Origin of the sequence: Pseudomonas lactucae (assembly GCF_036688725.1) — a bacterium.
In the GTDB taxonomy this organism is placed as follows: Bacteria; Pseudomonadota; Gammaproteobacteria; order Pseudomonadales; family Pseudomonadaceae; genus Aquipseudomonas; species Aquipseudomonas lactucae.
In genome coordinates this window covers 20,309-40,472 of the sequence record NZ_JAQQPT010000034.1, presented here as the reverse complement: position 1 = coordinate 40,472, position 20,164 = coordinate 20,309, and the positions used below count along the sequence as shown (strand labels likewise).

At 58.5% G+C, this 20,164-nt stretch carries 18 protein-coding genes and 1 tRNA gene; 12 read left to right on the top strand and 7 right to left on the bottom strand.

Going from position 1 to position 20,164, the window contains the following annotated elements; all coding sequences use genetic code 11:
- The first annotated feature begins 86 nt into the window (after window positions 1-86).
- From pheS to V6M90_RS28870, 6 genes are all read left to right on the top strand, one after another.
- Window positions 87-1,103 carry a phenylalanine--tRNA ligase subunit alpha gene (gene pheS, locus V6M90_RS28895; RefSeq protein ID WP_003174974.1) on the top strand — a complete coding sequence of 339 codons (1,017 nt, stop codon included), beginning with the start codon at window positions 87-89 and terminating at the stop codon, window positions 1,101-1,103.
- A gap of 26 nt (window positions 1,104-1,129) precedes the next feature.
- Window positions 1,130-3,508 carry a phenylalanine--tRNA ligase subunit beta gene (gene pheT, locus V6M90_RS28890; protein WP_003174973.1) on the top strand — a complete coding sequence of 793 codons (2,379 nt, stop codon included), beginning with the start codon at window positions 1,130-1,132 and terminating at the stop codon, window positions 3,506-3,508.
- Window positions 3,509-3,511: 3 nt separating this feature from the next.
- Window positions 3,512-3,814: an integration host factor subunit alpha gene (gene ihfA, locus V6M90_RS28885; protein ID WP_002553164.1), complete on the top strand. Its 303-nt coding sequence runs from the start codon at window positions 3,512-3,514 to the stop codon at window positions 3,812-3,814.
- Window positions 3,795-4,151, top strand: a complete 357-nt coding sequence (locus V6M90_RS28880) for a MerR family transcriptional regulator (RefSeq protein WP_003174972.1) — start codon at window positions 3,795-3,797, stop codon at window positions 4,149-4,151. The genes ihfA and V6M90_RS28880 overlap by 20 nt, the downstream gene beginning before the upstream one ends.
- Window positions 4,152-4,241: 90 nt before the next feature.
- Window positions 4,242-4,318, top strand: a tRNA-Pro gene (locus V6M90_RS28875).
- 226 nt (window positions 4,319-4,544) lie between these two features.
- Window positions 4,545-4,979 (top strand): hypothetical protein, encoded by a 435-nt coding sequence (locus tag V6M90_RS28870; RefSeq protein ID WP_080547106.1) that lies wholly within the window; start codon window positions 4,545-4,547, stop codon window positions 4,977-4,979.
- A 112-nt stretch (window positions 4,980-5,091) separates the two neighbouring features.
- Here the strand turns inward: V6M90_RS28870 and V6M90_RS28865 are convergent, their stop codons facing one another.
- Window positions 5,092-5,628 (bottom strand): helix-turn-helix domain-containing protein, encoded by a 537-nt coding sequence (locus V6M90_RS28865; protein ID WP_141063192.1) that lies wholly within the window; start codon window positions 5,626-5,628, stop codon window positions 5,092-5,094.
- A 135-nt stretch (window positions 5,629-5,763) separates the two neighbouring features.
- Here V6M90_RS28865 and V6M90_RS28860 point away from each other — a divergent pair, with 135 nt between their 5' ends.
- The 3 genes from V6M90_RS28860 (at window position 5,764) to V6M90_RS28850 (ending at window position 8,269) form a co-directional block, all read left to right on the top strand.
- Complete coding sequence (locus tag V6M90_RS28860; protein ID WP_003174970.1) at window positions 5,764-6,546, top strand: aldolase; 783 nt, start codon at window positions 5,764-5,766, stop codon at window positions 6,544-6,546.
- Between the two features lie 37 nt (window positions 6,547-6,583).
- Complete coding sequence (locus V6M90_RS28855; protein ID WP_003174968.1) at window positions 6,584-7,471, top strand: dihydrodipicolinate synthase family protein; 888 nt, start codon at window positions 6,584-6,586, stop codon at window positions 7,469-7,471.
- A 78-nt stretch (window positions 7,472-7,549) separates the two neighbouring features.
- A complete protein-coding gene (locus V6M90_RS28850) occupies window positions 7,550-8,269 on the top strand; it encodes a type 1 glutamine amidotransferase (protein WP_332847608.1) in 720 nt (239 codons plus the stop codon).
- Window positions 8,270-8,349: 80 nt separating this feature from the next.
- Here the strand turns inward: V6M90_RS28850 and V6M90_RS28845 are convergent, their stop codons facing one another.
- Both V6M90_RS28845 and V6M90_RS28840 read right to left on the bottom strand, forming a co-directional pair.
- Window positions 8,350-8,634 (bottom strand): hypothetical protein, encoded by a 285-nt coding sequence (locus V6M90_RS28845; RefSeq protein ID WP_332847607.1) that lies wholly within the window; start codon window positions 8,632-8,634, stop codon window positions 8,350-8,352.
- Between the two features lie 207 nt (window positions 8,635-8,841).
- On the bottom strand, window positions 8,842-9,648 hold the full coding sequence (locus V6M90_RS28840) for a lipopolysaccharide biosynthesis protein (protein WP_408637346.1): 807 nt from the start codon (window positions 9,646-9,648) through the stop codon (window positions 8,842-8,844).
- 170 nt (window positions 9,649-9,818) lie between these two features.
- Between V6M90_RS28840 and V6M90_RS28835 the strand changes: the two genes are divergently transcribed.
- On the top strand, window positions 9,819-12,224 hold the full coding sequence (locus V6M90_RS28835; RefSeq protein ID WP_141063191.1) for a TonB-dependent siderophore receptor: 2,406 nt from the start codon (window positions 9,819-9,821) through the stop codon (window positions 12,222-12,224).
- Window positions 12,225-12,233: 9 nt separating this feature from the next.
- Here V6M90_RS28835 and V6M90_RS28830 read toward each other — a convergent pair whose 3' ends face one another.
- The 3 genes from V6M90_RS28830 to V6M90_RS28820 form a co-directional block, all read right to left on the bottom strand.
- Entirely contained in the window at window positions 12,234-13,562 is a 1,329-nt protein-coding gene (locus tag V6M90_RS28830) for a hypothetical protein (RefSeq protein WP_332847606.1), read from the bottom strand.
- A gap of 9 nt (window positions 13,563-13,571) precedes the next feature.
- A complete protein-coding gene (locus V6M90_RS28825) occupies window positions 13,572-14,921 on the bottom strand; it encodes an McrB family protein (RefSeq protein ID WP_332847605.1) in 1,350 nt (449 codons plus the stop codon).
- A gap of 171 nt (window positions 14,922-15,092) precedes the next feature.
- A complete protein-coding gene (locus tag V6M90_RS28820; protein WP_332847604.1) occupies window positions 15,093-15,989 on the bottom strand; it encodes a M12 family metallopeptidase in 897 nt (298 codons plus the stop codon).
- On the opposite strand from V6M90_RS28820, the gene V6M90_RS28815 reads away from it, so the two are divergent.
- Window positions 15,988-16,602, top strand: a complete 615-nt coding sequence (locus V6M90_RS28815; RefSeq protein ID WP_003174962.1) for a TetR/AcrR family transcriptional regulator — start codon at window positions 15,988-15,990, stop codon at window positions 16,600-16,602. The two genes, V6M90_RS28820 and V6M90_RS28815, sit on opposite strands and share 2 nt — an antisense overlap.
- 75 nt (window positions 16,603-16,677) lie before the next feature.
- Here V6M90_RS28815 and V6M90_RS28810 read toward each other — a convergent pair whose 3' ends face one another.
- Entirely contained in the window at window positions 16,678-19,416 is a 2,739-nt protein-coding gene (locus tag V6M90_RS28810) for a beta-glucosidase (RefSeq protein WP_332847603.1), read from the bottom strand.
- A gap of 487 nt (window positions 19,417-19,903) precedes the next feature.
- Here V6M90_RS28810 and V6M90_RS28805 point away from each other — a divergent pair, with 487 nt between their 5' ends.
- Window positions 19,904-20,128 carry a hypothetical protein gene (locus V6M90_RS28805; RefSeq protein WP_042944985.1) on the top strand — a complete coding sequence of 75 codons (225 nt, stop codon included), beginning with the start codon at window positions 19,904-19,906 and terminating at the stop codon, window positions 20,126-20,128.
- Window positions 20,129-20,164 lie beyond the last annotated feature (36 nt).

The following is a 20,164-nucleotide window of genomic DNA, read 5'->3' as shown; positions in this document are numbered from 1 at the left end:
CTACTCCTGTAGCCCAAGGTGGTAAACGTCATAAATAGGGGAAGAGCCTTCAAGCTCTTCCCCTATTTTGTATCTGGAGTCTGTACATGGAAAACCTGGACGCGCTCGTTGCCCAAGCTCTTGAGGCTGTGCAAAGCGCTGAAGATATCAATGCCCTGGAGCAAATCCGGGTTCACTACCTTGGCAAAAAAGGTGAATTGACTCAGGTGATGAAGACCCTGGGGAATTTGCCGGCTGAAGAGCGTCCGCAGGTCGGCGCGCTGATCAACGTTGCCAAGGAGCGCGTCACCGAGGTTCTCAATGAGCGCAAGGCGTCGCTCGAGGAGGCCGATCTTGCGGCCAGGCTCGCCGCCGAGTCCATTGATGTCACCTTGCCTGGCCGTGGCCAGGCTTCGGGCGGTCTGCACCCGATCACCCGGACTCTGGAACGTATCGAACAGTTCTTCACTCATATTGGCTACGGCATCGCCGAAGGCCCTGAGGTCGAAGACGACTACCACAACTTCGAGGCGCTCAACATCCCAGGCCATCACCCGGCCCGGTCGATGCACGACACCTTCTATTTCAACGCGAACATGTTGCTGCGCACCCATACCTCGCCGGTACAGGTCCGCACCATGGAAGCGAACAAGCCGCCGATCCGCATCGTCTGCCCAGGCCGTGTGTACCGCAGCGACTCCGATATCACCCACTCGCCGATGTTCCACCAGGTCGAAGGCCTGCTGGTCGATCGCGATATCAACTTCGCCGACCTCAAGGGCACGATCGAAGAATTCCTGCGGGTGTTTTTCGAAAAAGAGCTGGCGGTGCGTTTCCGCCCTTCGTTCTTCCCGTTCACCGAGCCGTCCGCTGAAGTCGACATGGAATGCGTGATGTGCAGCGGTAAAGGCTGCCGTGTCTGCAAGCAGACCGGCTGGTTGGAAGTGATGGGCTGCGGCATGGTCCACCCCAACGTGTTGCGCATGTCCGGTATCGATCCGGAAGAGTTCTCGGGCTTTGCCTTCGGCATGGGCGTTGAGCGTCTGGCCATGCTGCGTTACGGCGTGAACGACTTGCGTCTGTTCTTCGACAACGACTTGCGGTTCCTCGCGCAATTTCGCTAGTCGTAACGAATCTTTAGGAGAGCAGGATGAAATTCAGTGAACAATGGCTGCGCGGCTGGGTAAGCCCGCAGGTGGATCGCGACGCGCTGGTTGCGCGTCTGTCGATGGCCGGCCTTGAGGTCGATAGCGTTACGCCGGCCGCCGGTGTTTTCAGCGGCGTGGTCGTGGGTGAGGTGCTGAGCACCGAGCAGCACCCCGATGCCGACAAGTTGCGTGTATGCCAAGTCAGCAATGGCGCCGAAACCTTTCAGGTCGTATGCGGAGCGCCGAATGTGCGTCCGGGTCTGAAGATCCCGTTCGCGATGATTGGTGCTGAACTGCCAGGCGATTTCAAGATCAAGAAGGCCAAGCTGCGTGGCGTTGAATCCAATGGCATGCTGTGCTCCCAGGCAGAACTGCAGGTGGGCGAGGGCAATGATGGCTTGATGGAACTGCCGGGCGACGCACCGGTGGGCCAGGACATCCGCGTTTACCTGGAGCTGGAAGATGCCAGCATCGAGGTCGACCTGACGCCGAACCGCGGCGATTGCCTGTCCCTGGCCGGCCTGGCGCGTGAAGTGGGCGCGCTGTACAACGCCCCGGTCACCCGTCCGGTGGTTGCCTCTGTGCCGGCGGTGCACGACGAAGTGCGTTCGATCGAAGTGCTCGCGCCCAATGCGTGCCCACGTTACCTTGGGCGTGTAATCCGTAACGTCGACCTGTCCAAGCCAACTCCGCTGTGGATGGTTGAGCGTCTGCGACGTGCCGACGTGCGCAGCATCGATGCCGCCGTCGACATTACCAACTATGTCATGCTGGAACTGGGCCAACCGCTGCACGCGTTCGACCTTGCCGAGATCAACGGCGGCATCCGCGTACGCATGGCCGAAGAAGGTGAAAAGCTGGTGCTGCTCGATGGCCAGGAAGTGGCCCTGCGCGCCGATACCCTGGTGATCGCTGATCATTCGCGCGCCCTGGCCATTGCCGGCGTGATGGGCGGCGAGCACAGCGGTGTGTCCGCGACCACCCGTGACGTGTTCCTTGAAAGCGCATTCTTCGACCAGATCGCCATCGCGGGCAAGGCCCGTTCCTATGGCCTGCACACCGATGCGTCGCACCGCTATGAACGTGGCGTGGACTGGAAGCTGGCCCGTGAAGCCATGGAGCGCGCTACTGGCCTGCTGCTGGAAATCACTGGTGGCGAAGCCGGTCCTATCACCGAGACCGTCAACGAACAGTACCTGCCGTCCGTTGCGCCAATCACCCTGCGTGCCAAAAGCGTTGAGCAGATGCTCGGCCTGGTGATTGAGCCTGCTGAGATCGAGCAACTGCTGTCGGCCCTGGGGCTTGCCATCTCTGTTGGCGGGGAAGGGCAGTGGCACGTTGAAGTGCCAAGTCATCGCTTCGATATCAGCCTGGAAGTCGACCTGATCGAAGAGCTCGCTCGCTTGTACGGCTACAACCGCCTGCCGGTTCGCTACCCGCAAGCACGTCTGGCGCCGCAGCCCAAGGCCGAAGCGCGCGCTCACTTGCCTGAATTGCGTCGCCTGTTGGTTGCGCGTGGCTATCAGGAAGCAGTGACCTACAGCTTCATCGATCCAAAGCAATTCGAGCTGTTCAACCCAGGCGTTGAGCCGCTGTTGCTGGCCAATCCGATCTCCAATGACATGGCGGCCATGCGTTCGTCGCTATGGCCAGGCTTGGTCAAGGCGCTGTCTCACAACCTGAACCGTCAGCAAGATCGCGTGCGCATGTTCGAAAGCGGCCTGCGTTTCGTCGGTCAACTCGATGGCTTGAAACAAGAGCCAATGCTGGCAGGCGTGGTTTGCGGCAGCCGCCTGCCTGAAGGTTGGGCACAAGGCCGCGACGCCGTGGACTTCTTTGACGTCAAGGCTGACGTGGAAGCGGTGCTGGGCTTCGCCGGCGCGTTGGATGCCTTCACTTTTGTGCCTGGCAGTCATCCCGCATTGCATCCAGGCCAGACTGCGCGTATCGAACGCGAAGGTCGTTTGGTAGGTTTTGTGGGCGCCATTCACCCTGAGCTTTCGAAGACCCTGGGGCTGGACCGTCCAGTCTTCGTTTTCGAGTTGGTGTTGGCGGAAGTCGCGTCGGGCAAAATGCCGAAATTCAGCGAGTTGTCGCGTTTCCCTGAAGTGCGGCGTGATCTGGCCCTGATTGCCGACCGTGAAGTTGCCGCCACTGCCGTTCTGGATGTAATCCGTGAAAATGCAGGGGAATGGCTGACAGACCTCAGGCTATTTGACGTCTATCAGGGTAAAGGTATTGATCCGCATAGAAAAAGCCTTGCAGTTGGCTTGACCTGGCAGCATCCATCGCGCACTCTTAATGACGATGAGGTGAATACCACGACACAAAATATCCTCACCTCGCTTGAACAAAGGTTAAACGCCACGTTAAGGAAGTGACGTATGGGGGCTTTGACGAAAGCTGAGATGGCGGAACGTCTGTACGAAGAGTTGGGTCTGAACAAACGCGAGGCCAAGGAATTGGTCGAGCTGTTTTTTGAAGAGATCAGACACGCTCTGGAAGACAACGAACAGGTCAAATTGTCCGGTTTCGGCAATTTCGATCTGCGGGACAAACGCCAGCGGCCTGGCCGCAATCCAAAAACGGGAGAAGAAATCCCGATCACGGCTCGCCGTGTGGTCACCTTTCGTCCAGGGCAGAAGTTGAAGGCCCGAGTTGAGGCTTATGCTGGAACCAAGTCATAACGACGAGCTACCCGTCATCCCAGGCAAACGCTACTTCACCATCGGTGAAGTCAGCGAGCTATGTGCGGTAAAACCGCACGTGCTGCGCTATTGGGAGCAGGAGTTTCCTCAACTCAACCCCGTCAAACGCACCGGGAACCGTCGGTATTATCAGCGCCAGGATGTGCTGATGATCCGACAGATCCGTGCGTTGCTGTACGACCAGGGGTTCACCATCAGCGGCGCGCGTCAGCGCATGTCCGGTGATGAAGCCAAAGACGACACCACCCAATACAAGCAACTGATCCGCCAGATGATCTCCGAACTCGAAGATGTGCTGGTTGTGCTGAAGAAGTGATACAGGCTTTTAAAATACTTCCACATTTCAAAAGCTTGCGGTATATTCCTGATCGCTTCGTTGCGAAGCAAACCCAGTAACACGCCTAGTCGGGGCGTAGCGCAGTCCGGTAGCGCACTAGCATGGGGTGCTAGGGGTCGAGTGTTCGAATCACTCCGTCCCGACCATATTATTCAATGACTTAGCCCAATCGGTAACGGTTGGGCTTTTTCATGTCCGCGTAAAAACCTAAATATACAGCGACGACGCTCGCACCTCATGAAACCCAGACATCTCTTCCCAGTTCCACCCCCGCAGTAATTCGCCGCCTCCCCCTCCATCGGTCGCATGACTTGAACTCTCGGCGGGCCAACGCGTCTGACCATACGCCCCATTAAACCTACGGAAGCTATCATGCTTTTCAAGAATAAAAGTCTCGTTGCAGTCCTGTCCTGCGCCATGATGTTTGCAGCAGCCCCGTTACTCCCGGCTGACCTCTCTATCATGAACTCCGCCTATGCGAAGGGTGGTGGTGGTGGCAACGGAGGCGGTAATGGCGGCGGTAACGGCGGTGGTCACAGCGGGTCGGATCACGGCAGCTCCGATAGTAACGGCCGTGGCAATGGGCTGAGCAGCGATCACGCCGGCAAGGCGGTTCGCGACCGTGGCGAAAGCGGAAACCGCTACGGCAGTGATCGCGGTCATGGTTCGACGACTTCAGGCATCGCCCATTCCAAAGATACGCGTGGCGTTGCCAAAGCGACTGCGATCTCGACGTCGACACCAGGGGATCACAACGCGAAAGGGTTGAGTAACGCCGGGACGTCGACTTCAAAGAAATCGCACTGATTCACGACGTCGCGACATGCAACGTTGAAAAAAAACGGGCGCCCCGCACAGGACGCCCGTTTTTATTTACGCCTGAAGTGCTCGCAAGCATCACCAAAAAGACGCAGCGGCCCTAATCCGCGCTATGAACCACAACCAGCAACTCTGCCTGTTCGTCAGAAACCGTGCGCAAGCGGTGAGATTTCTGCGCATTGAAATGCAGGGCGTCGCCTTCATCCAGCGTCTGCCGTTCGTCACCGAAATCCACTTCAACACGACCACGGACTACATAGATGAACTCTTCCCCCAGGTGTTCCTTGAAGGCGGACTGGCCGAACGAGCGGGGCGGGTAGACCAGAAATGGCAACAACGCCCGCTGACCGATATGGCGCGCCAACGGCACGTGAGCCACGGGTGCAGCGCCATCATTGGCTTCGCGCTGCTGGCGTCGGACCAGGCTGTAGCCTTCGGCAGGCACCGCTTCGGTGCTGAACAATTCTTCGGCCTGGGCATTCAAGGCCTTGGCCAATTTGAGCGCCACCGCAATGGAGGGCGAACTCACACCGCGCTCCACCTTTGACAGGTAGCTCTTGGTCAATCCGGTCAGCCCGGCCAACTGCTCCAGGGTGATCCCCATCTTCTTGCGCAAAATTCTCAGCTGTACCGCCATCCAACGCTGTTCCTTGAGAAATAATGACACTTGGCTTGATAATGACACAACGTGTCATTAATATCGATTTGTGTCCTTGAGAGCCGTTGCAGCGGCTCCTTGGCAACTTGAACGATTTTCGAGCAGGTACAGACCGTGACCACGACCATGCAGACCCCGAAGGATCAGCTCGTCACCCTCGCCGAGAAGCAAATGGTGACTGCGCTGATCGACAACGAATATACCCCGAGACAGAAGCTTGCACTCACTTGCCGCATTCTTTTTGACGGCGGTCATGATTCCGGGCTGGCCGGGCAAATCACCGCACGCGCCGAAACGCCGGGCACCTATTATACGCAGCGTCTGGGCCTGGGTTTCGACGAGATCAGCGGGGCGAACCTGCTGGTGGTTGATGAAGACCTCAAAGTACTCAAAGGCCAAGGCATGGCGAATCCGGCCAATCGCTTTCACAGCTGGCTCTACAGGGCTCGTCCGGATGTGAACTGCATCATCCATACGCACCCGTTGCACAGCGCCACGCTGTCGATGCTGGAAGTGCCGCTTGCTGTCTCCCACATGGACATCTGCCCGCTGTTCGACGACTGCGCCTTTCTCAAGGAGTGGCCGGGTGTTCCGGTGGGCAATGAAGAAGGCGAGATCATTGCCAAGGCGATCGGTGACAAGCGCGCCATCCTGCTCTCTCACCACGGCTTGCTGATCGCAGGCGGCTCGATCGAAGAAGCCTGTGTGCTTGCCCTGCTGTTTGAACGTGCGGCCAGGATGCAGTTGCTCGCCATGAGCGCAGGAGAGATTCGCCCCATTCCCGAAGCGTTGGGCAAGGAAGCTCACGACTGGATCTCCACCCCGAAACGCCACGGCGCCGCCTTCAGTTACTACGCACGGCGTGCGCTGCGTACCCATGGCGACTGCCTGGCCTGACCGTCTCTACACTCTAAAAATCGCAAAGGTGCCTTGTATGTCTACTTCTAGTATTCGTGGCGTTATCGGCTACACCATCACCCCATTCGCGGCAGACGGTTCACTGGACCTGGCGGCCCTGGGGCAATCGATCGACAAGCTGATCGCCTCCGGCGTGCACGCCATCGCTCCCTTGGGCAGCACCGGGGAGGGCGCTTATCTTTGCGATCAGGAATGGGAGGCGGTGGTCCGTTTCAGCCAGGAGAAAATTGCCGGTCGAGTACCGACGGTGGTCAGCGTTTCCGACCTGACCACGGCGCGCACCGTACAGCGTGCCCAACTGGCTGAATCCTGTGGTGCGACTGCTGTGATGGTGCTTCCAGTCTCTTACTGGAAATTGACTGACGCGGAAATCGTCGATCACTACCAGGCTGTCGGTACGGCCATCAACATTCCGATCATGCTCTACAACAACCCGGGCACCAGTGGCACTGACCTGTCGGTCGATCTGATCCTGCGAATTCTGCGCGACGTGAAGAACGTCACCATGGTCAAGGAGAGCACCGGTGACATTCAGCGCATGCACCGCCTGTACACCGCGACGGAGGGCAAGGTGGCCTTCTACAACGGCTGCAATCCGTTGACCCTGGAGGCCTTGGTGGCCGGTGCCACGGGCTGGTGTACCGCGGCGCCCAACCTTATTGCGCAACTGAACCTGGCGCTTTGGGAGGCTGTTCAGGCCGGCCAGATGGCACAAGCGCGTGCCTTGTTTTATCGCCAGTACGAACTGCTGGAATACATCACGCGTCGTGGCCTGCCCACGACGATCAAGGCGGGTTTGAAGCTTCAGGGGCTGGACGTCGGCGCGCCGCGCCTGCCACTTCAAGCGCTCGATGCTTCGGGTAGCGCTTACCTGAAAGCACTGCTGGACGCGCTGACAGACTGAGCCGCTGCTTAAGCCCATAGGGTGATTGCGAAAAGGCAGTCACCTTGAATCCACCGTTGCGCAACCTAGGGTAAAACAGTGAAAGTCCATTTCGTGATGCATGAGTCCTTTGAAGCCCCCGGCGCGTTTGAGGACTGGGTAACCGCGCGGGGTTATCGAGCAAGCTATTCGCGCGTCTACCAATATGATGCCCTGCCGGACGACGCTGCTGCGTTCGATCTGCTGGTCGTGCTGGGCGGCCCCCAGGCCCCTGGCACGTCGCTTGAGCAATGCCCTCACTTCAATGCAGTGGCCGAGCGCGAGCTGATCAACAAAGCCATCAGCGGCGGGAAGGCCGTGGTGGGTGTTTGCCTGGGTTCGCAGCTGATCGGCGAAGCGCTGCAGGCGACGTTTGCACACAGCCCAGAGAAAGAAATCGGCAAATTTCCTATTCACCTGACCGAGGAAGGCTTGGCGAACCCGAAGTTTTCTCACTTCGGCAAAACCCTGGATGTCGGCCATTGGCACAACGACATGCCTGGTCTCACCACAGAAGCCAGGATCATTGCTCGCAGCGAAGGCTGCCCACGTCAGATCGTTGAGTACAGCCCACTGGTCTATGGCTTTCAGTGCCACATGGAACTCACAAAAGACGTTGTGGAGCTGCTCATCCAGGCATCAGAAGCGGAGCTGGCGACATTGACCGATCGGCGTTTTGTCCAGCAGCCCGCCGCATTACGGGAAAACGATTATGCCGAGATGAACCAGAAGCTGTTCGTGTTTTTGGACAAGCTCGTGGCCGACTACCTGTCCAGGTAACGCCAGCCGACGTCGCAGCGTCACGCCTGGATCGATCCGGTCAAACCTGATCTCAAAGGCATTGAAAAAATGCCTGCCAGTCAAGGAGCGACGAGTGGGTAGTGCTTGATACGGCATTCATAACTATGACCATCGCCTTTACACACGCCATCCAGATACCGGTAGTTCAGACGCACAGACTGTCCCTTATTGGGCCACTGGCGGCGTGGGAGCTGACGTTGATAGTCCGTGGTCTCTGGCGTAAACGTAAGAATGGCCCCCGCGTCTGGACATTCTGCGGTAAGCGATGTCGGGATTACTTTCAGGACCTGAGCCCGCAGTTGCGGATACGGATTCTTCAAGACATCGGTGATGCGCAGTTCCATATTGCACACTTGCCAGGTCGATGCATGGATTGGCATGCACACTGCGGTGAAAGTCAACAAACAGAGTGCATAGCGGGAATGTCTTTGCGGTTTAGCCATGGATCCTGCCAGTTGATTCTTGTCGGTGGGATTAAGTCATGAGTGCTTCAATATGGACCAAACATTGATCGTCTGCGCTCTGACGAGACGGGCGCGCCATGGCCGCGCCTATTTAAGCATCATTTCAACCTCCGCCAGCGTCACCTTCGGCACAACACTCTGCGGAAGCCTCGAGCACGCGGACAGGTTGTACACCCGGAAATCATCGCCCACGATCTTCTCGGCCATCAGTTCGAACGACGGCAGTATGCGCGTGTAAAAGTGCTGATCAAGCCCGCAGGGCGATCTGGCGACGGTATCGTTTTCATAAAAGCGTGCGGATTTTTCATCCAGGTCGACGCCGACCAGAAACACCGTGGAGAAACCCATATGGAATGCCAGCTGGACCGCCAGATACGCCACCGTTCGCGCATCAAAAAAGCCTTCGCCCATGTCCTTGCTGAACCCTACCGGCCTTTTGCGCAGGGGCAGTAACGAATGATCAGCGACCAGCGCTTCGTGTCTGCCCAGTACCGCATCGAGCCAGGACGGTCGTTCAGCCTTGGATAGCGGATAAAACTCGCCGGCGGGCTTTATACGCGATATACGCAAATGGTCTTCCCACAGCGCGACTCGCTGACTGTTGGCCATGGCGTAGTTGAATAGCGCCGGCTGTTGCAGGGAAAAGCTTCTATCCGTACAGGCGTAAAAACATGGTTTGACGGCCGTGTTCAAAAATTTCGAAATGGCGCCGTTCATGGTGATCATCGGCACGTGCGCAAAGTCCTCCAGGGGAAATGACCTTGCCGATGGGCCGGAAGCAATGATGAAAACCGCGCCTGTTTCGACAGCGCGGCAGTTTGCAAAATCGTGCATGACCAGCTCATCCAGCGGGTCCGGTGCAGGCGCTGCAGCGAGGCGGGACAGTGGTTTCATAACGCTCACCGTGAAGTGAATTTAAAAGGCCTACACCACTCGACCAGAGTTTTGTTACAGAGTTTCTTTGTTAAAAAAACGATACATAAGCGTTCGCTCAAAACGCCTGTCCCTTTTGTTCATCTCGCCTGTCATTCCAGGCAAGTGAATTAAATCGAGAGCCTTCTCCCATGCCCGTCATCGTCCCCTCGCGCTTGCGCCCGTTGCTCAAACTGAGCCTGATGCTGAGCCTCGGCGCCAGCCCGCTGTTCGTCCCCGTAAGCTTTGCCGAAGACAGCAACGCCCGGCGCAGCTACCAGGTGCCGGCCGGCAGCCTGAGCGCGGCATTGACCCGTTTTGCCGGGCTGTCGGGGGTCAACCTGTCGGTGGACCCGGCGCTGGTCAGCGGGCGCAGCAGCAGCGGCCTGTCCGGTGAATACGGCGTGGAAGAGGGCTTCGCGCGCTTGCTGCAAGGCTCCGGCCTGCAATTGCAACCCATGGGCGCGCAAGCCTACATGCTGGTGCCGGTGCCGGAAGGCGGCAGCCTGGAACTGGCGCCGACCTCGATCCTCGGCACCACCGGCCTGTACGACGGCGATACCTATGCCGGTGGCCAAGTGGCGCGCCGTGGCTCGCAAGGTTTGCTGGGCACGCGAGACTTCATGGAAACGCCGTTCAGCATGACCACCTACACGGCGGATGCGGTAAAAAACCAGCAGGCGCGTACGCTGGGCGACCTGATCGCCAGCGACCCGTCGGTGCGCGCCACCAACCCGGCCGGTGGGCGCTATGAGCAGTTCACCATTCGCGGCTTCAGCCTGTTCAACAGCGATGTGTCGTACAACGGTCTCTACGGCGTGCTGCCGACCTACACCATTGACATGGAAATGGCTGACCGCGTCGACATCTTCAAAGGCCCCACCCAGTTGATCAACGGTATCTCGCCGCGTGGCAGCGTGGGCGGTGGGATCAACGTGGTGCCCAAGCGCGCCACCGACAAGGACATCACCTCGTTCACCGGCACCTGGGCCTCCGACAGCCAGGCGGGCGGCGCGGTGGACGTTGGCCGGCGCTTTGGCGAAGACAACCAGTTCGGCCTGCGTTTCAACGGCGTGAAGCAGTCAGGCGACACCGAATGGGATCACCAGAGCGTCGATCGCGAGATGGCCGTGCTGGGCCTGGATTTTCGTGGCGAGCGCCTGCGCCTTTCCACCGACATCGGCCGCACCGAGCGTGACACCGATGCGCCCCAGGAGCGTGTGCAGGTCGCCGCTGCCGCGCCGGTGCCGAGCGCCAACGATGTGCGCCGCAACTACGCGCAGTCCTGGAGCAAGGCGCGCACCCAGGACACCTTCGGCACGGTGAATGCCGAATATGACCTCAGCGACTCGGTGATGCTCTACGGCGGCGTTGGCGCGCGCAAAAGTGACCACGACTTCCTGCGCCATGCCGTATCGGTGACCAATGCCGCGGGCGCATTCAGCGTGCAGCCCCGCGATTTCACCCGCGATGAGAACGTGCGTACCGCCACGGCCGGCGTGCGCAACTGGTTTCATACCGGGCCGGTGAGCCATGAGGTCAACCTGGCCGCCAGCTACTTCTATATGGACTTCACCAACGGCGGTGCGCGTTATGCGAACGCGTCGAGCAACCTCTACAACCCCGTGCAGACCCCGACGCCATCTGTGGCCACGCGCCAGGATGCGAAGGTGTACACCGAGAATAAATTCAGCGGCGTGGCGCTGTCCGACACCCTGGGCTTCTTCGATGACCGCTTGCTGCTCACCCTTGGCGCGCGCTGGCAGCGCGTCGTCGTCGACGACTGGAGCGACGGCATCAAGGGCGACACCAACTACGACGAAGAAAAGGTCTCACCCTCCGGCGGTCTGCTGTTCAAGGCCACCGACAAGCTGTCGTTGTACGCCAACTACATGGAAGGCTTGAGCCAGGGCAAGATCGCACCGTCCACGTCGATCAACGAAGACCAGATCTTCCCGCCGTTTATCAGCCGCCAGGTCGAAGTGGGCGCCAAGTACGACGCCGGTGCCTTCGCCGTGACCGCCGCGGTGTTCCGCATCAAGCAACCGGCGTATGAAACCAACGCCACCTCGCGGGTGTTCGGACCCAACGGCAAGCGCCAGAACACCGGTGCGGAGCTGAGTGTGTTCGGCGAACCGCTCAAGGGCGTGCGCTTGCTCGGCGGTGTGATGTACATCGACAGCAAGCTCAAGGACACCACCAACGGCACCTTCGACGGCAACCGTGCCCCGGCCACGCCGGAGTACAACGTCAACCTCGGCGCCGAATGGGACGTGCCTACCCTCGAAGGCCTGACCCTGACCAGCCGTGGCATCCACTCAAGCTCGCAGTATCTGGACCAGTCCAACGTCAAGAAAATCGACGGGTGGAACCGCCTCGACGTCGGCGCTCGCTATGCCTTCAAGGTGGATGACAAGCACGTCACCCTGCGCGCGAATGTGGAGAACCTCGCCGATAAACGCTACTGGAGCTCGGCCGGTGCGTCGGATGACAGCGAGCCGGGGCTGACCTTGTCGACACCGCGTACTTATTTGCTGTCGGCCACCGTCGACTTTTGAGCTGCGAGGCTACAGACCATGGACGTTGTACAGTTGGCTGTAGTCTCGCATCACCTGGGGCGTACATAACCGGACCACCGCGATAGGATGCATCCAGGCGGGCTCGTGAACGATGGGAGTGTGTTGCTCTTCACGCCCCGGCAGCCAGAACTCCAAAGCGATTTTCTTGGTACCCTGGCCTGTTTCCCGTAGAAGGTAGTTGTGTGTCAGCAGACCGTAGATCTCCAAATTCCGGAAGTCTTTTTCCAGCCTGACGAGTTCTGCGTCCAGGTTCTGTGTATAGCGCTGGGCAGGAGGGGTACGGTAATACTTGAAGTCGATGACTTTGACCTGTGATTGGGTATTCAACACCAGATCCGGGCGTCGCTCCAGGCCGTTGTGGTGGTATAGCGCTGCGCGGTATTTCAGCCAGCGGTTTGTCAGCTCGGGGGAAGAAAGGACCGCTGGCATGTGTTCGAATTCGCAGGTCAAAAAGCTCTCCAGACCACGGCTGCCTGCCGCATGATGCAGACAAACCGATTCCCATACGGCCCAGAAGTTATTGACGCCCCATACCTGCCCCTGATGTTGTTCTGTGGTACGCCCACCGTGCAGGTAGCGGTCCAGCGTTTCATGCAGGCGTCGATAATCGCTGTTGCGCAGTGAGGTGCTGCGGTTGATTTCGCGCAACAGGTATTGCAGATGTTGACGGGTGCGTAGACATTGCTGTGGATCCTCCCCATACAGTGAGTCATTGGCCGCCAGGTAACGATGTCTGAAGTTTGCTGCCATCGCTTGAACATCTGCCGAGAAGTTGCCCCAGACGCGAACCGGTTCGACGTCGAGAAACCGCAGGTAAAAGTCCTCGGCAATGAGGCAATACAAACCCACGATATCGGACGAGCCACGAAGTGTCTCGCGTCTGGACCCGGGTGCTCGTTCAAGGTAGGGAGCGCCGCTGTTGTCATACAAGGCCAGGTGCAGATGTCGTTCCAGCTGCCTTGATACGTTCCATGGTTGCTGTGCGCGCCGTTCGCACAGCGATAGCAGGTGCAAGGGATCGGCGCGTTCGAACAACTCGTCCAGCCCCAACGCATCGCAGAATGACGTGCCACCTTCGCTGTCATCCAACCCCTGCGTTGAATGGCTTTCCAGGCCATCCAGTTTGGCCAGCAATGTATGAGAGTGGTGGGTGCGGCGAAATATCGAGAAACTTTTATACAGCACAGCCAAGGCTTCAGCGGGCGCCATGCCCCCCATCCCAAAAGGCACCTTTAACAAGTAGCTGCCGTTATCTTGCGCGAAGAGCCCCACGGCACCTTTTTCGCACTCTTGCACGACTACGTCATGTATCAGCATGGTCGAGGCCTAGACCAATGCGGATGTTTTAGAAACAACAGTCGCCTGCGGTGCTTTTTCGCCGTCACACAGTCGCCCGATAAAGTCGTCGGCCTTTTCCACGAATTGGCCGAAGGTTCTAAGCTCGCTCACAGGAACTTTCAGCTTTTTCGCCAATGGGCTTTTATCGCGCTCGAATACGCTATCCCACAGGAAGAGGAGGAGTTTGCCGTGGATGTCGGACCGGCTGACGGCATGGGTACTCGCTTGCGAGCAGAGTTTGCCGAGTCCTTCAAGGAACGTCTCGATCACATTGCCGCTGCCGTGTTTGTGGTCTTTTGAAAAATAGTAGAAATATATTTTATCGCAGTCGATAGCCTTGATTTTATTGGACTTGGCCGCTTTGTCGTACTGGGCAAAGGCAAAAATCCGATCCCGTACCGGCGCCTCCAACGAGTTGGCAAATTTGGCCAGTTCTGTGTCAAAGGCATTGCTGCAGTCTCTGCCTTTGTTTGAAACTGTGACGCCTTGGGCGAGCGTTGCTAACTCATCTATCTTCGCTTTGTGCGTGATGCCCAGGGTTTTATCGATTTTCGGCTTGGCCTTGATAAACCAGGGGCCGATCAACTTATCGTCCATGTTGCGCGACGGACACTCCGCCAGAATAAAAGCGTTCAGCGCGTTCAGAACGGTTTCCCAGTCACGATCGGGAGACTCCGTGACTGTAGCCGCAGCCTGTTCCTTGGGGACCCCTTTGAAGCCTGCCGGACAGAACTCGAAATTCCAGCGGCGTTTGAACGCTGAATCCATGAAGAACACCGATTCATCGCTGGTATTCATGGTTGCGATGAGAAACAGGTTGGGCGGCAGCTTCAGGCATCGGTCGTTCAGCGATGCTTGCAGATGTTTGGGCAGTTGGGCGCGGACCAACTCAAACCGTTCCAGCTCGGCATCGAGCGCCTTGATCGTCAGGTCGGAAACGCTGATTTCATAGCTGGACCAACCGTCGTCCGCACGATCAAGCAATTGGAATACGTCGCCGAAGATTTCCGCACAGTTACCCCGATTGATCTCGTCGATCAAGAGCACCACATTCTGGACGGGTTGGCCCTCAACGTGGTCAGCCCAATAGCCGTAGGCACTGGCCAGGGCACGCAGGAAAGGTCCGGAATACATGTCGTAAGTAATGACTTTCGCTTGTGTGAGTGGTAGCAAACGCGCCACGAACTCACCGTAACTATAGTCGGGGTGAAACGTCACTGACACGATGTCGTGATGTCCTGCACCCGCTTGCAAGGCTTTGTCATTGCGCGCCAGATAACTCTTGCTGGTCCCGGGTGGCCCAAACAGGATGAGTTGGTGAGGTAGGGGAAAGTCCATATTGTGTGTTCTCCATGTTGACGCTTTCAGTCTGAATGCAGGGATGATATCAAAGAGGCATCGTGTGCGGCGGATACCCTCGATTGTGGCTTGGTTGACGTCGATAAGAAATATACACAACGACCTGATGGTGGCCGATGGTGTGATCGCGGGCCTGAGTCCCGCGCGGGTTCAGGGTGAATGGGGTGCTTTGGGATAGGCCTTGTTCGCCCAGGCGATATCGCCTGCGCTGAGGATTGAGTTTCTTGAGTGAAAGGTAGTGTCCGTGGTCCATGAGGGGGCGATGGAATAGTGCATGATCGAATCCGGGTCGTAAGGCAAAAAGTCATAGGTATCGCTGCGAGGCAGGGGGAGGAAGTTGCGCTCCAACATGGACCGGGCGAATTGCTGGTCCAGGTTGGCTCTGTTCCACGGGATATTCGCGTCGGGATGTTGATGAGCGTGACGGGCGCCCAGCATATGCCCGAATTCGTGCAGTACAACGTATGCAAATGAAGCGGTCGTATGGTCTCTTGGCAGGGCCATGGTTGGCGAGTAAGGGTAATCTCGTCTGATCTCGCGTGCCTGGGTGCCCACCGCTGAAGCGCCATGGCCATCGGCTTCATCCAGGTCGACAAGAACGTCCGCGTCATCTGCGCTGGCAACGAATTCGAATTTCAGGTTGATGTGGGGCAGCCATTCACTGGCGGCTTTTGTGATCGCCTGCACCTGGGGGGAGTCGAGGTCATGGTCAAAAACGTGAAGCTTGACGGTGCTGTGCTGTGGCCAGTATCTGCCCGGCTCACCGACGTTGCGGCGACTTCTGGACAGGCGTTGCGGGCGATCAGCACTGTCAAGGTTCTCATCCGATGGGATCACGGGCAGGGGCGCGCTGTTGGTGAATGGGCTGACAGATATCATGGCGTTTCTCCTTGATGCGTTGGTTAGATCTCTGACTGTTGATTCGTCCGGAACGCGGAAAGATTCCAAAGAAAACATGTGCGAATGTAATCTCGATGGCGCTGGGTCCATTTGCGGCCAAAGGTTATTTTGGATACGGTGCACGCCTGCCTGAAAGGACTTTTCCATGATTGAGCCCACCCCCAAGACCCGCCGCGCCCCAAAGGGTGAAAAGCGCCGCGAAGAGCTACTGGACGCAGCCTTGCAGGTGTTTTCCCTGGAAGGCTACGGCGGCGCTTCAATGGCTCAGGTTGCGGGGATCGTCGGCATTTCCGTGGCTGGGTTGCTGCATCATTTCCCCAGTAAGATCTCGCTGTTGATGGGCGTGTTGCAGCGCCGCGATGAAGTCAACCAACGGATTGCCGATGAAGTGCGCGCAGAGAAATCCCTCAACGGTTTGCTCGGCAGCCTGCGGGCGATCAATCGTTCCAATGCCACTGCACCGGGTGTGGTGCGGGCTTTCAGTATTTTGAATGCGGAGAGCCTGTTGGATACCCATCCGGCGTGGAGTTGGTTCCAGGCGCGCTACGCGGCGATTCACCAACGCATGCAGGGGCAGTTCGCCGAACTGGTCGCGGCGGGGGAGGTGCGCGGCGATGTGGACATCGCCGGGCTGGTGGAAGAAATCCTGGCCATGATGGATGGCCTGCAGATCCAGTGGCTGCGTTTTCCGGAACAGGTGGACCTGGTGGCGCGCTTCGATACCTACCTTGCGCGGGTCGAAGCGGCGATCAGAACCTGAGCCGAACGCGATCAAAATGTGGGAGGGGCAAGTCGAATCGTCGCACCGCCCCTCCCACACTGAACCGCGCCGGTATCAGTTACCGGTAGCGCTGCCTTGGTTGCTGTCGTAACCGTCACCGTCACTGGTGCCACTGTCACTTTCATCCTGATGCAGTACGCCGCCGGTCTTGACCGTCGACTCCCGCAGGGTCGAATTGAGGGCCGAGCGCGGCAATGGGTTGCTGGTGGTGGTCGACAGTTCCTGGCGGAACGGGTTGACCAGCTTGGCGTTCAGGCGAATGTCCTGGGACGACGCGCCCACCGACAGGGTGAAGCTGTCGGCGTCCACCACCCATTGCTTGCTCTTGACGTCGTAGTAGGCCAGCGAGCGATCGTTGAGCTCGATGGTCACGCGCTTGCTCTCGCCAGGCTTGAGGAACACCTTCTTGTAGCCCTTGAGTTCCTTGAGCGCGCGCTCGACTTTCGGCGCGTTCTGGCCCACGTACAGTTCGGCGACCTCGGCGCCCGCCACCTTGCCGGTGTTGGCCAGGTCGAACGACACCTTGATCGGTGCGCCCGCCACCGCGACCCCAGGGGTCACACTGATGTTGCTGTAGCCGAAGGTGGTGTACGACAAGCCGTAGCCGAACGGGTAGAGCGGCTTGATGCCTTTTTTCTCGTAACCGCGATAGCCCAGGAACAGGTCGTCCTTGTAGCTCATCGTGGCCAGGGTTTCCTGATTGTCGAATGTCGGGAAGGTCGCGTAGATCGGGTTGTCTTCGATGTTGCGCTCAATGCTGATCGGCAACTTGGCCGACGGGTTGACCTTGCCCAGCAGGATCTCCGCCAACGCCTGGCCGCCGTTCTGCCCTGGGTAGAACGCATGCAGCGCGGCCGGCACCTGGTCGATCCAGTCGCTCATCTTCAACCCGGTGCCGCCGTGCAGGGTGACGATGGTGTGGGGGTTGACCTTGGCGATGCTCTGGATCAACTGGCCCTGGAATTCCGGCAGGTCGAAGCTGTGGTCGAAGCCTTCACCTTCGTACTCACTGCTGTTGCCCGCGGCCACCAGCACGGCGTCGTACTTGGCCAGGTCCTGCGGCGCAACCAGTGACGCCCAGCTCATCTGCACGCCCACCAGGCCGCCCATGGTCGAGAGGTAGCCGTTGCGGCGCGAGTATTCCAGCTTGATATCCACCGGTTTGCCGGCTTCCAGCTTGACCTTGGCAAACACCGGGATGGTCGGCGGGATGCTGTTGTTGGGCAGTGGCTTGCCGTCGCCGTTGTCGAGGACTTTCTGGCCGTTGACGTAGAGGCGCACGGCACCGTCGGCGCGCACCTTGAACACCTGCTCTCCGCTGACTGTCGGGGTGATCTGCCCGCTGTAGCGGATCGAGGTGGCGGCGGTGTCGCCGTTCACCGGCAGGCTGTCGGTGGACCAGTCGAGGTCGACATGGTTATCGGTGCGGCTGGCGGCCGGGTCACCCGACCAGTTGCTGTTGCTGAAGAACTCGGTCTTCAAGCCTTTGACACGGTTGCCATTGCTGTCGGCATGGGTCCAGCTGGAGGTGGCCGGGTCCAGGGACAATCCGTCGATAAACTCGACCTTGGCCTCCGGCGCCAATTGCTGCAGGCCGCTCAGCTCGCTGATGTAGTGGGCCGCCATCACGTTCGCGCTGCCGAAACCAGTCGGCGGGGCGTACTTGGCCAGGTTGCCGACCACCGCGATGGTCTTGACCTGCTTGGCGTCCAGCGGCAATAGGTTGTTCTGGTTCTTCAGCAGCACGATGCCTTCGCGCGCCGCGTTCAGGGCCACGCGGTTGCTGGTGGCGCTGTTCATGTTGTGGCGGGTCAACGGCGCCTTGCTGTCGAACTTGTACAGGTAGATCTGCTTGAGGATGCGGCGCACCTTGTCGTCAAGGGTCGCGCTGCTCAGCTCGCCGCTGTCCAGGTACGGCTTGAGCACCGTGCTGTTCATCTGGTAGCCCATCATGTCCAGGTCGGTGCCGGCCTGTGCCGCCGGCAAGCCGTTGACCACCGCGTTGTAGTCGCTCTGCACGAAGCCTGGGTAGCCCCACTCGGTCTTCAGGATGTCGTGGATCAGGTGCGAGTTTTCGCAGGCGAATTCGCCGTTCACCTTCTGGAAGGCGCACATCATCATCGCGACCTTGCTGTTCTTCGAGGCGGACTCGAACGGTGGCAGGGTCATTTCGCGCAGCACCCGTTCGCTGATGCTTTCATCGAGGTGGAAGCGGTTGCTTTCCTGGTCGTTGGCCGCGTAGTGCTTGGCATTGGCCCACACCCCGCGCGACTGGATACCATTGATCACCGCCGGCCCCAGGCTGGCGCCGAGGAACGGGTCTTCACCGGACAGGTATTCGAACGCACGGCCGCTGTACGGCATGCGGTACAGGTTCACGCCGGGGCCGGTGACGAACTGATACCCGCCGCTGGCGGTGTCATAACCCAGGGCGCGGCCCAGGTCGATGGCGCGGCGCGGGTTCCAGCTGGCCGCCAGGTTCGGGCCCGACGGGTACACCACGCCCTGCTCGTTGCCTTCGCTGGTGTAGCGCACGCCGACGCCGCCATCGGCGCCGTGGATCTGCGGGATGCCGTATTGGCTCAGTGGCTTGACGTCCCAACCACCGGTGCCGCCGATGTAGGCGAGTTTTTCTTCCAGGGTCATCTTCGCCAAGGTCTTGTCCGCGGCTTTTTCCGCGCGGCTTACCCGGCCTTCATCCAGCGCAGGGCTGGTGGCCGCGTGCACTTGAGCCACGGCGAGGGCCAGCAGGGCGAATGCCGACTGTGCACCGATCATCTTGCGTTTACTCATGGGTTTCTCCGACAACTCTTCGTTGAAAAATGGGACGGCGCTCGTCACTTTTTCGTGGGCAATAGTTCGCCTTGATCGCAATGTTTAACCGATGGCTAATTGCAATTACTGGGCGGGTTTTGCAGTTATAAAAGTTTAATAATTGTATTAATTATTCTTGTGGGTGATGTCTTGGCGATATCACGAGATGGCATTTTGAACCGCGAAAACGCCATAATTAAGGCAATTCTTGCGGTTATAAGTCAAACAAAAGCTAATTTTTGCGTGAAATAAGAAATATTTCATTACGATTTTGAACTTGAGTTAAACCTACTGGTCGATTGGTTTAAGAAAATTCAGGGTGGCATGGCAAATGAATGGCCCCGCTCGGTAGTTCTAAAAGGCCATGTTTTATACAAGCTGTCATACACATCGCTTTGGTGTAGGGTCTTGAACGAATTCAGGGCGCTACTTGAGCGGTCCGTTGTTTTTTATCTGGAGAATGTTCATGAAGATTTCCCTGTTGGGTGCCGGTTTTGTGCTGGGCGTTGCATTGAGTGGCGCAGCCATGGCGGCTGAAGCCACCGACGCGGACGCCAAGTCCGGCGCCACCGATTCCACGGTTTTGACCCAGACCCAGGATGCCAAGGCCGCGAAAAAACAGAAGGCTGAAACCACCAAGGGCGGCCGGCCGTTGAATGGCAGTCAGGCTGCGCCGAAGACCTCGAACTAGGCCCCTCCCACATGGGTTTTCCACCGTCTTTAGAAC

Bases quoted from the DNA above. Each gene is read 5' to 3' on its own strand.
- pheS (WP_003174974.1), top strand. From the start codon at position 87: ATGGAAAACCTGGACGCGCTCGTTGCCCAAGCTCTTGAGGCTGTGCAA.
- pheT (WP_003174973.1), top strand. From the start codon at position 1,130: ATGAAATTCAGTGAACAATGGCTGCGCGGCTGGGTAAGCCCGCAGGTG.
- ihfA (WP_002553164.1), top strand. From the start codon at position 3,512: ATGGGGGCTTTGACGAAAGCTGAGATGGCGGAACGTCTGTACGAAGAG.
- V6M90_RS28880 (WP_003174972.1), top strand. From the start codon at position 3,795: ATGCTGGAACCAAGTCATAACGACGAGCTACCCGTCATCCCAGGCAAA.
- V6M90_RS28870 (WP_080547106.1), top strand. From the start codon at position 4,545: ATGCTTTTCAAGAATAAAAGTCTCGTTGCAGTCCTGTCCTGCGCCATG.
- V6M90_RS28865 (WP_141063192.1), bottom strand. From the start codon at position 5,628: ATGGCGGTACAGCTGAGAATTTTGCGCAAGAAGATGGGGATCACCCTG.
- V6M90_RS28855 (WP_003174968.1), top strand. From the start codon at position 6,584: ATGTCTACTTCTAGTATTCGTGGCGTTATCGGCTACACCATCACCCCA.
- V6M90_RS28845 (WP_332847607.1), bottom strand. From the start codon at position 8,634: ATGGAACTGCGCATCACCGATGTCTTGAAGAATCCGTATCCGCAACTG.
- V6M90_RS28840 (WP_408637346.1), bottom strand. From the start codon at position 9,648: ATGAAACCACTGTCCCGCCTCGCTGCAGCGCCTGCACCGGACCCGCTG.
- V6M90_RS28835 (WP_141063191.1), top strand. From the start codon at position 9,819: ATGCCCGTCATCGTCCCCTCGCGCTTGCGCCCGTTGCTCAAACTGAGC.
- V6M90_RS28830 (WP_332847606.1), bottom strand. From the start codon at position 13,562: ATGCTGATACATGACGTAGTCGTGCAAGAGTGCGAAAAAGGTGCCGTG.
- V6M90_RS28825 (WP_332847605.1), bottom strand. From the start codon at position 14,921: ATGGACTTTCCCCTACCTCACCAACTCATCCTGTTTGGGCCACCCGGG.
- V6M90_RS28815 (WP_003174962.1), top strand. From the start codon at position 15,988: ATGATTGAGCCCACCCCCAAGACCCGCCGCGCCCCAAAGGGTGAAAAG.
- V6M90_RS28820 (WP_332847604.1), bottom strand. From the start codon at position 15,989: ATGGAAAAGTCCTTTCAGGCAGGCGTGCACCGTATCCAAAATAACCTT.
- V6M90_RS28810 (WP_332847603.1), bottom strand. From the start codon at position 19,416: ATGAGTAAACGCAAGATGATCGGTGCACAGTCGGCATTCGCCCTGCTG.
- V6M90_RS28805 (WP_042944985.1), top strand. From the start codon at position 19,904: ATGAAGATTTCCCTGTTGGGTGCCGGTTTTGTGCTGGGCGTTGCATTG.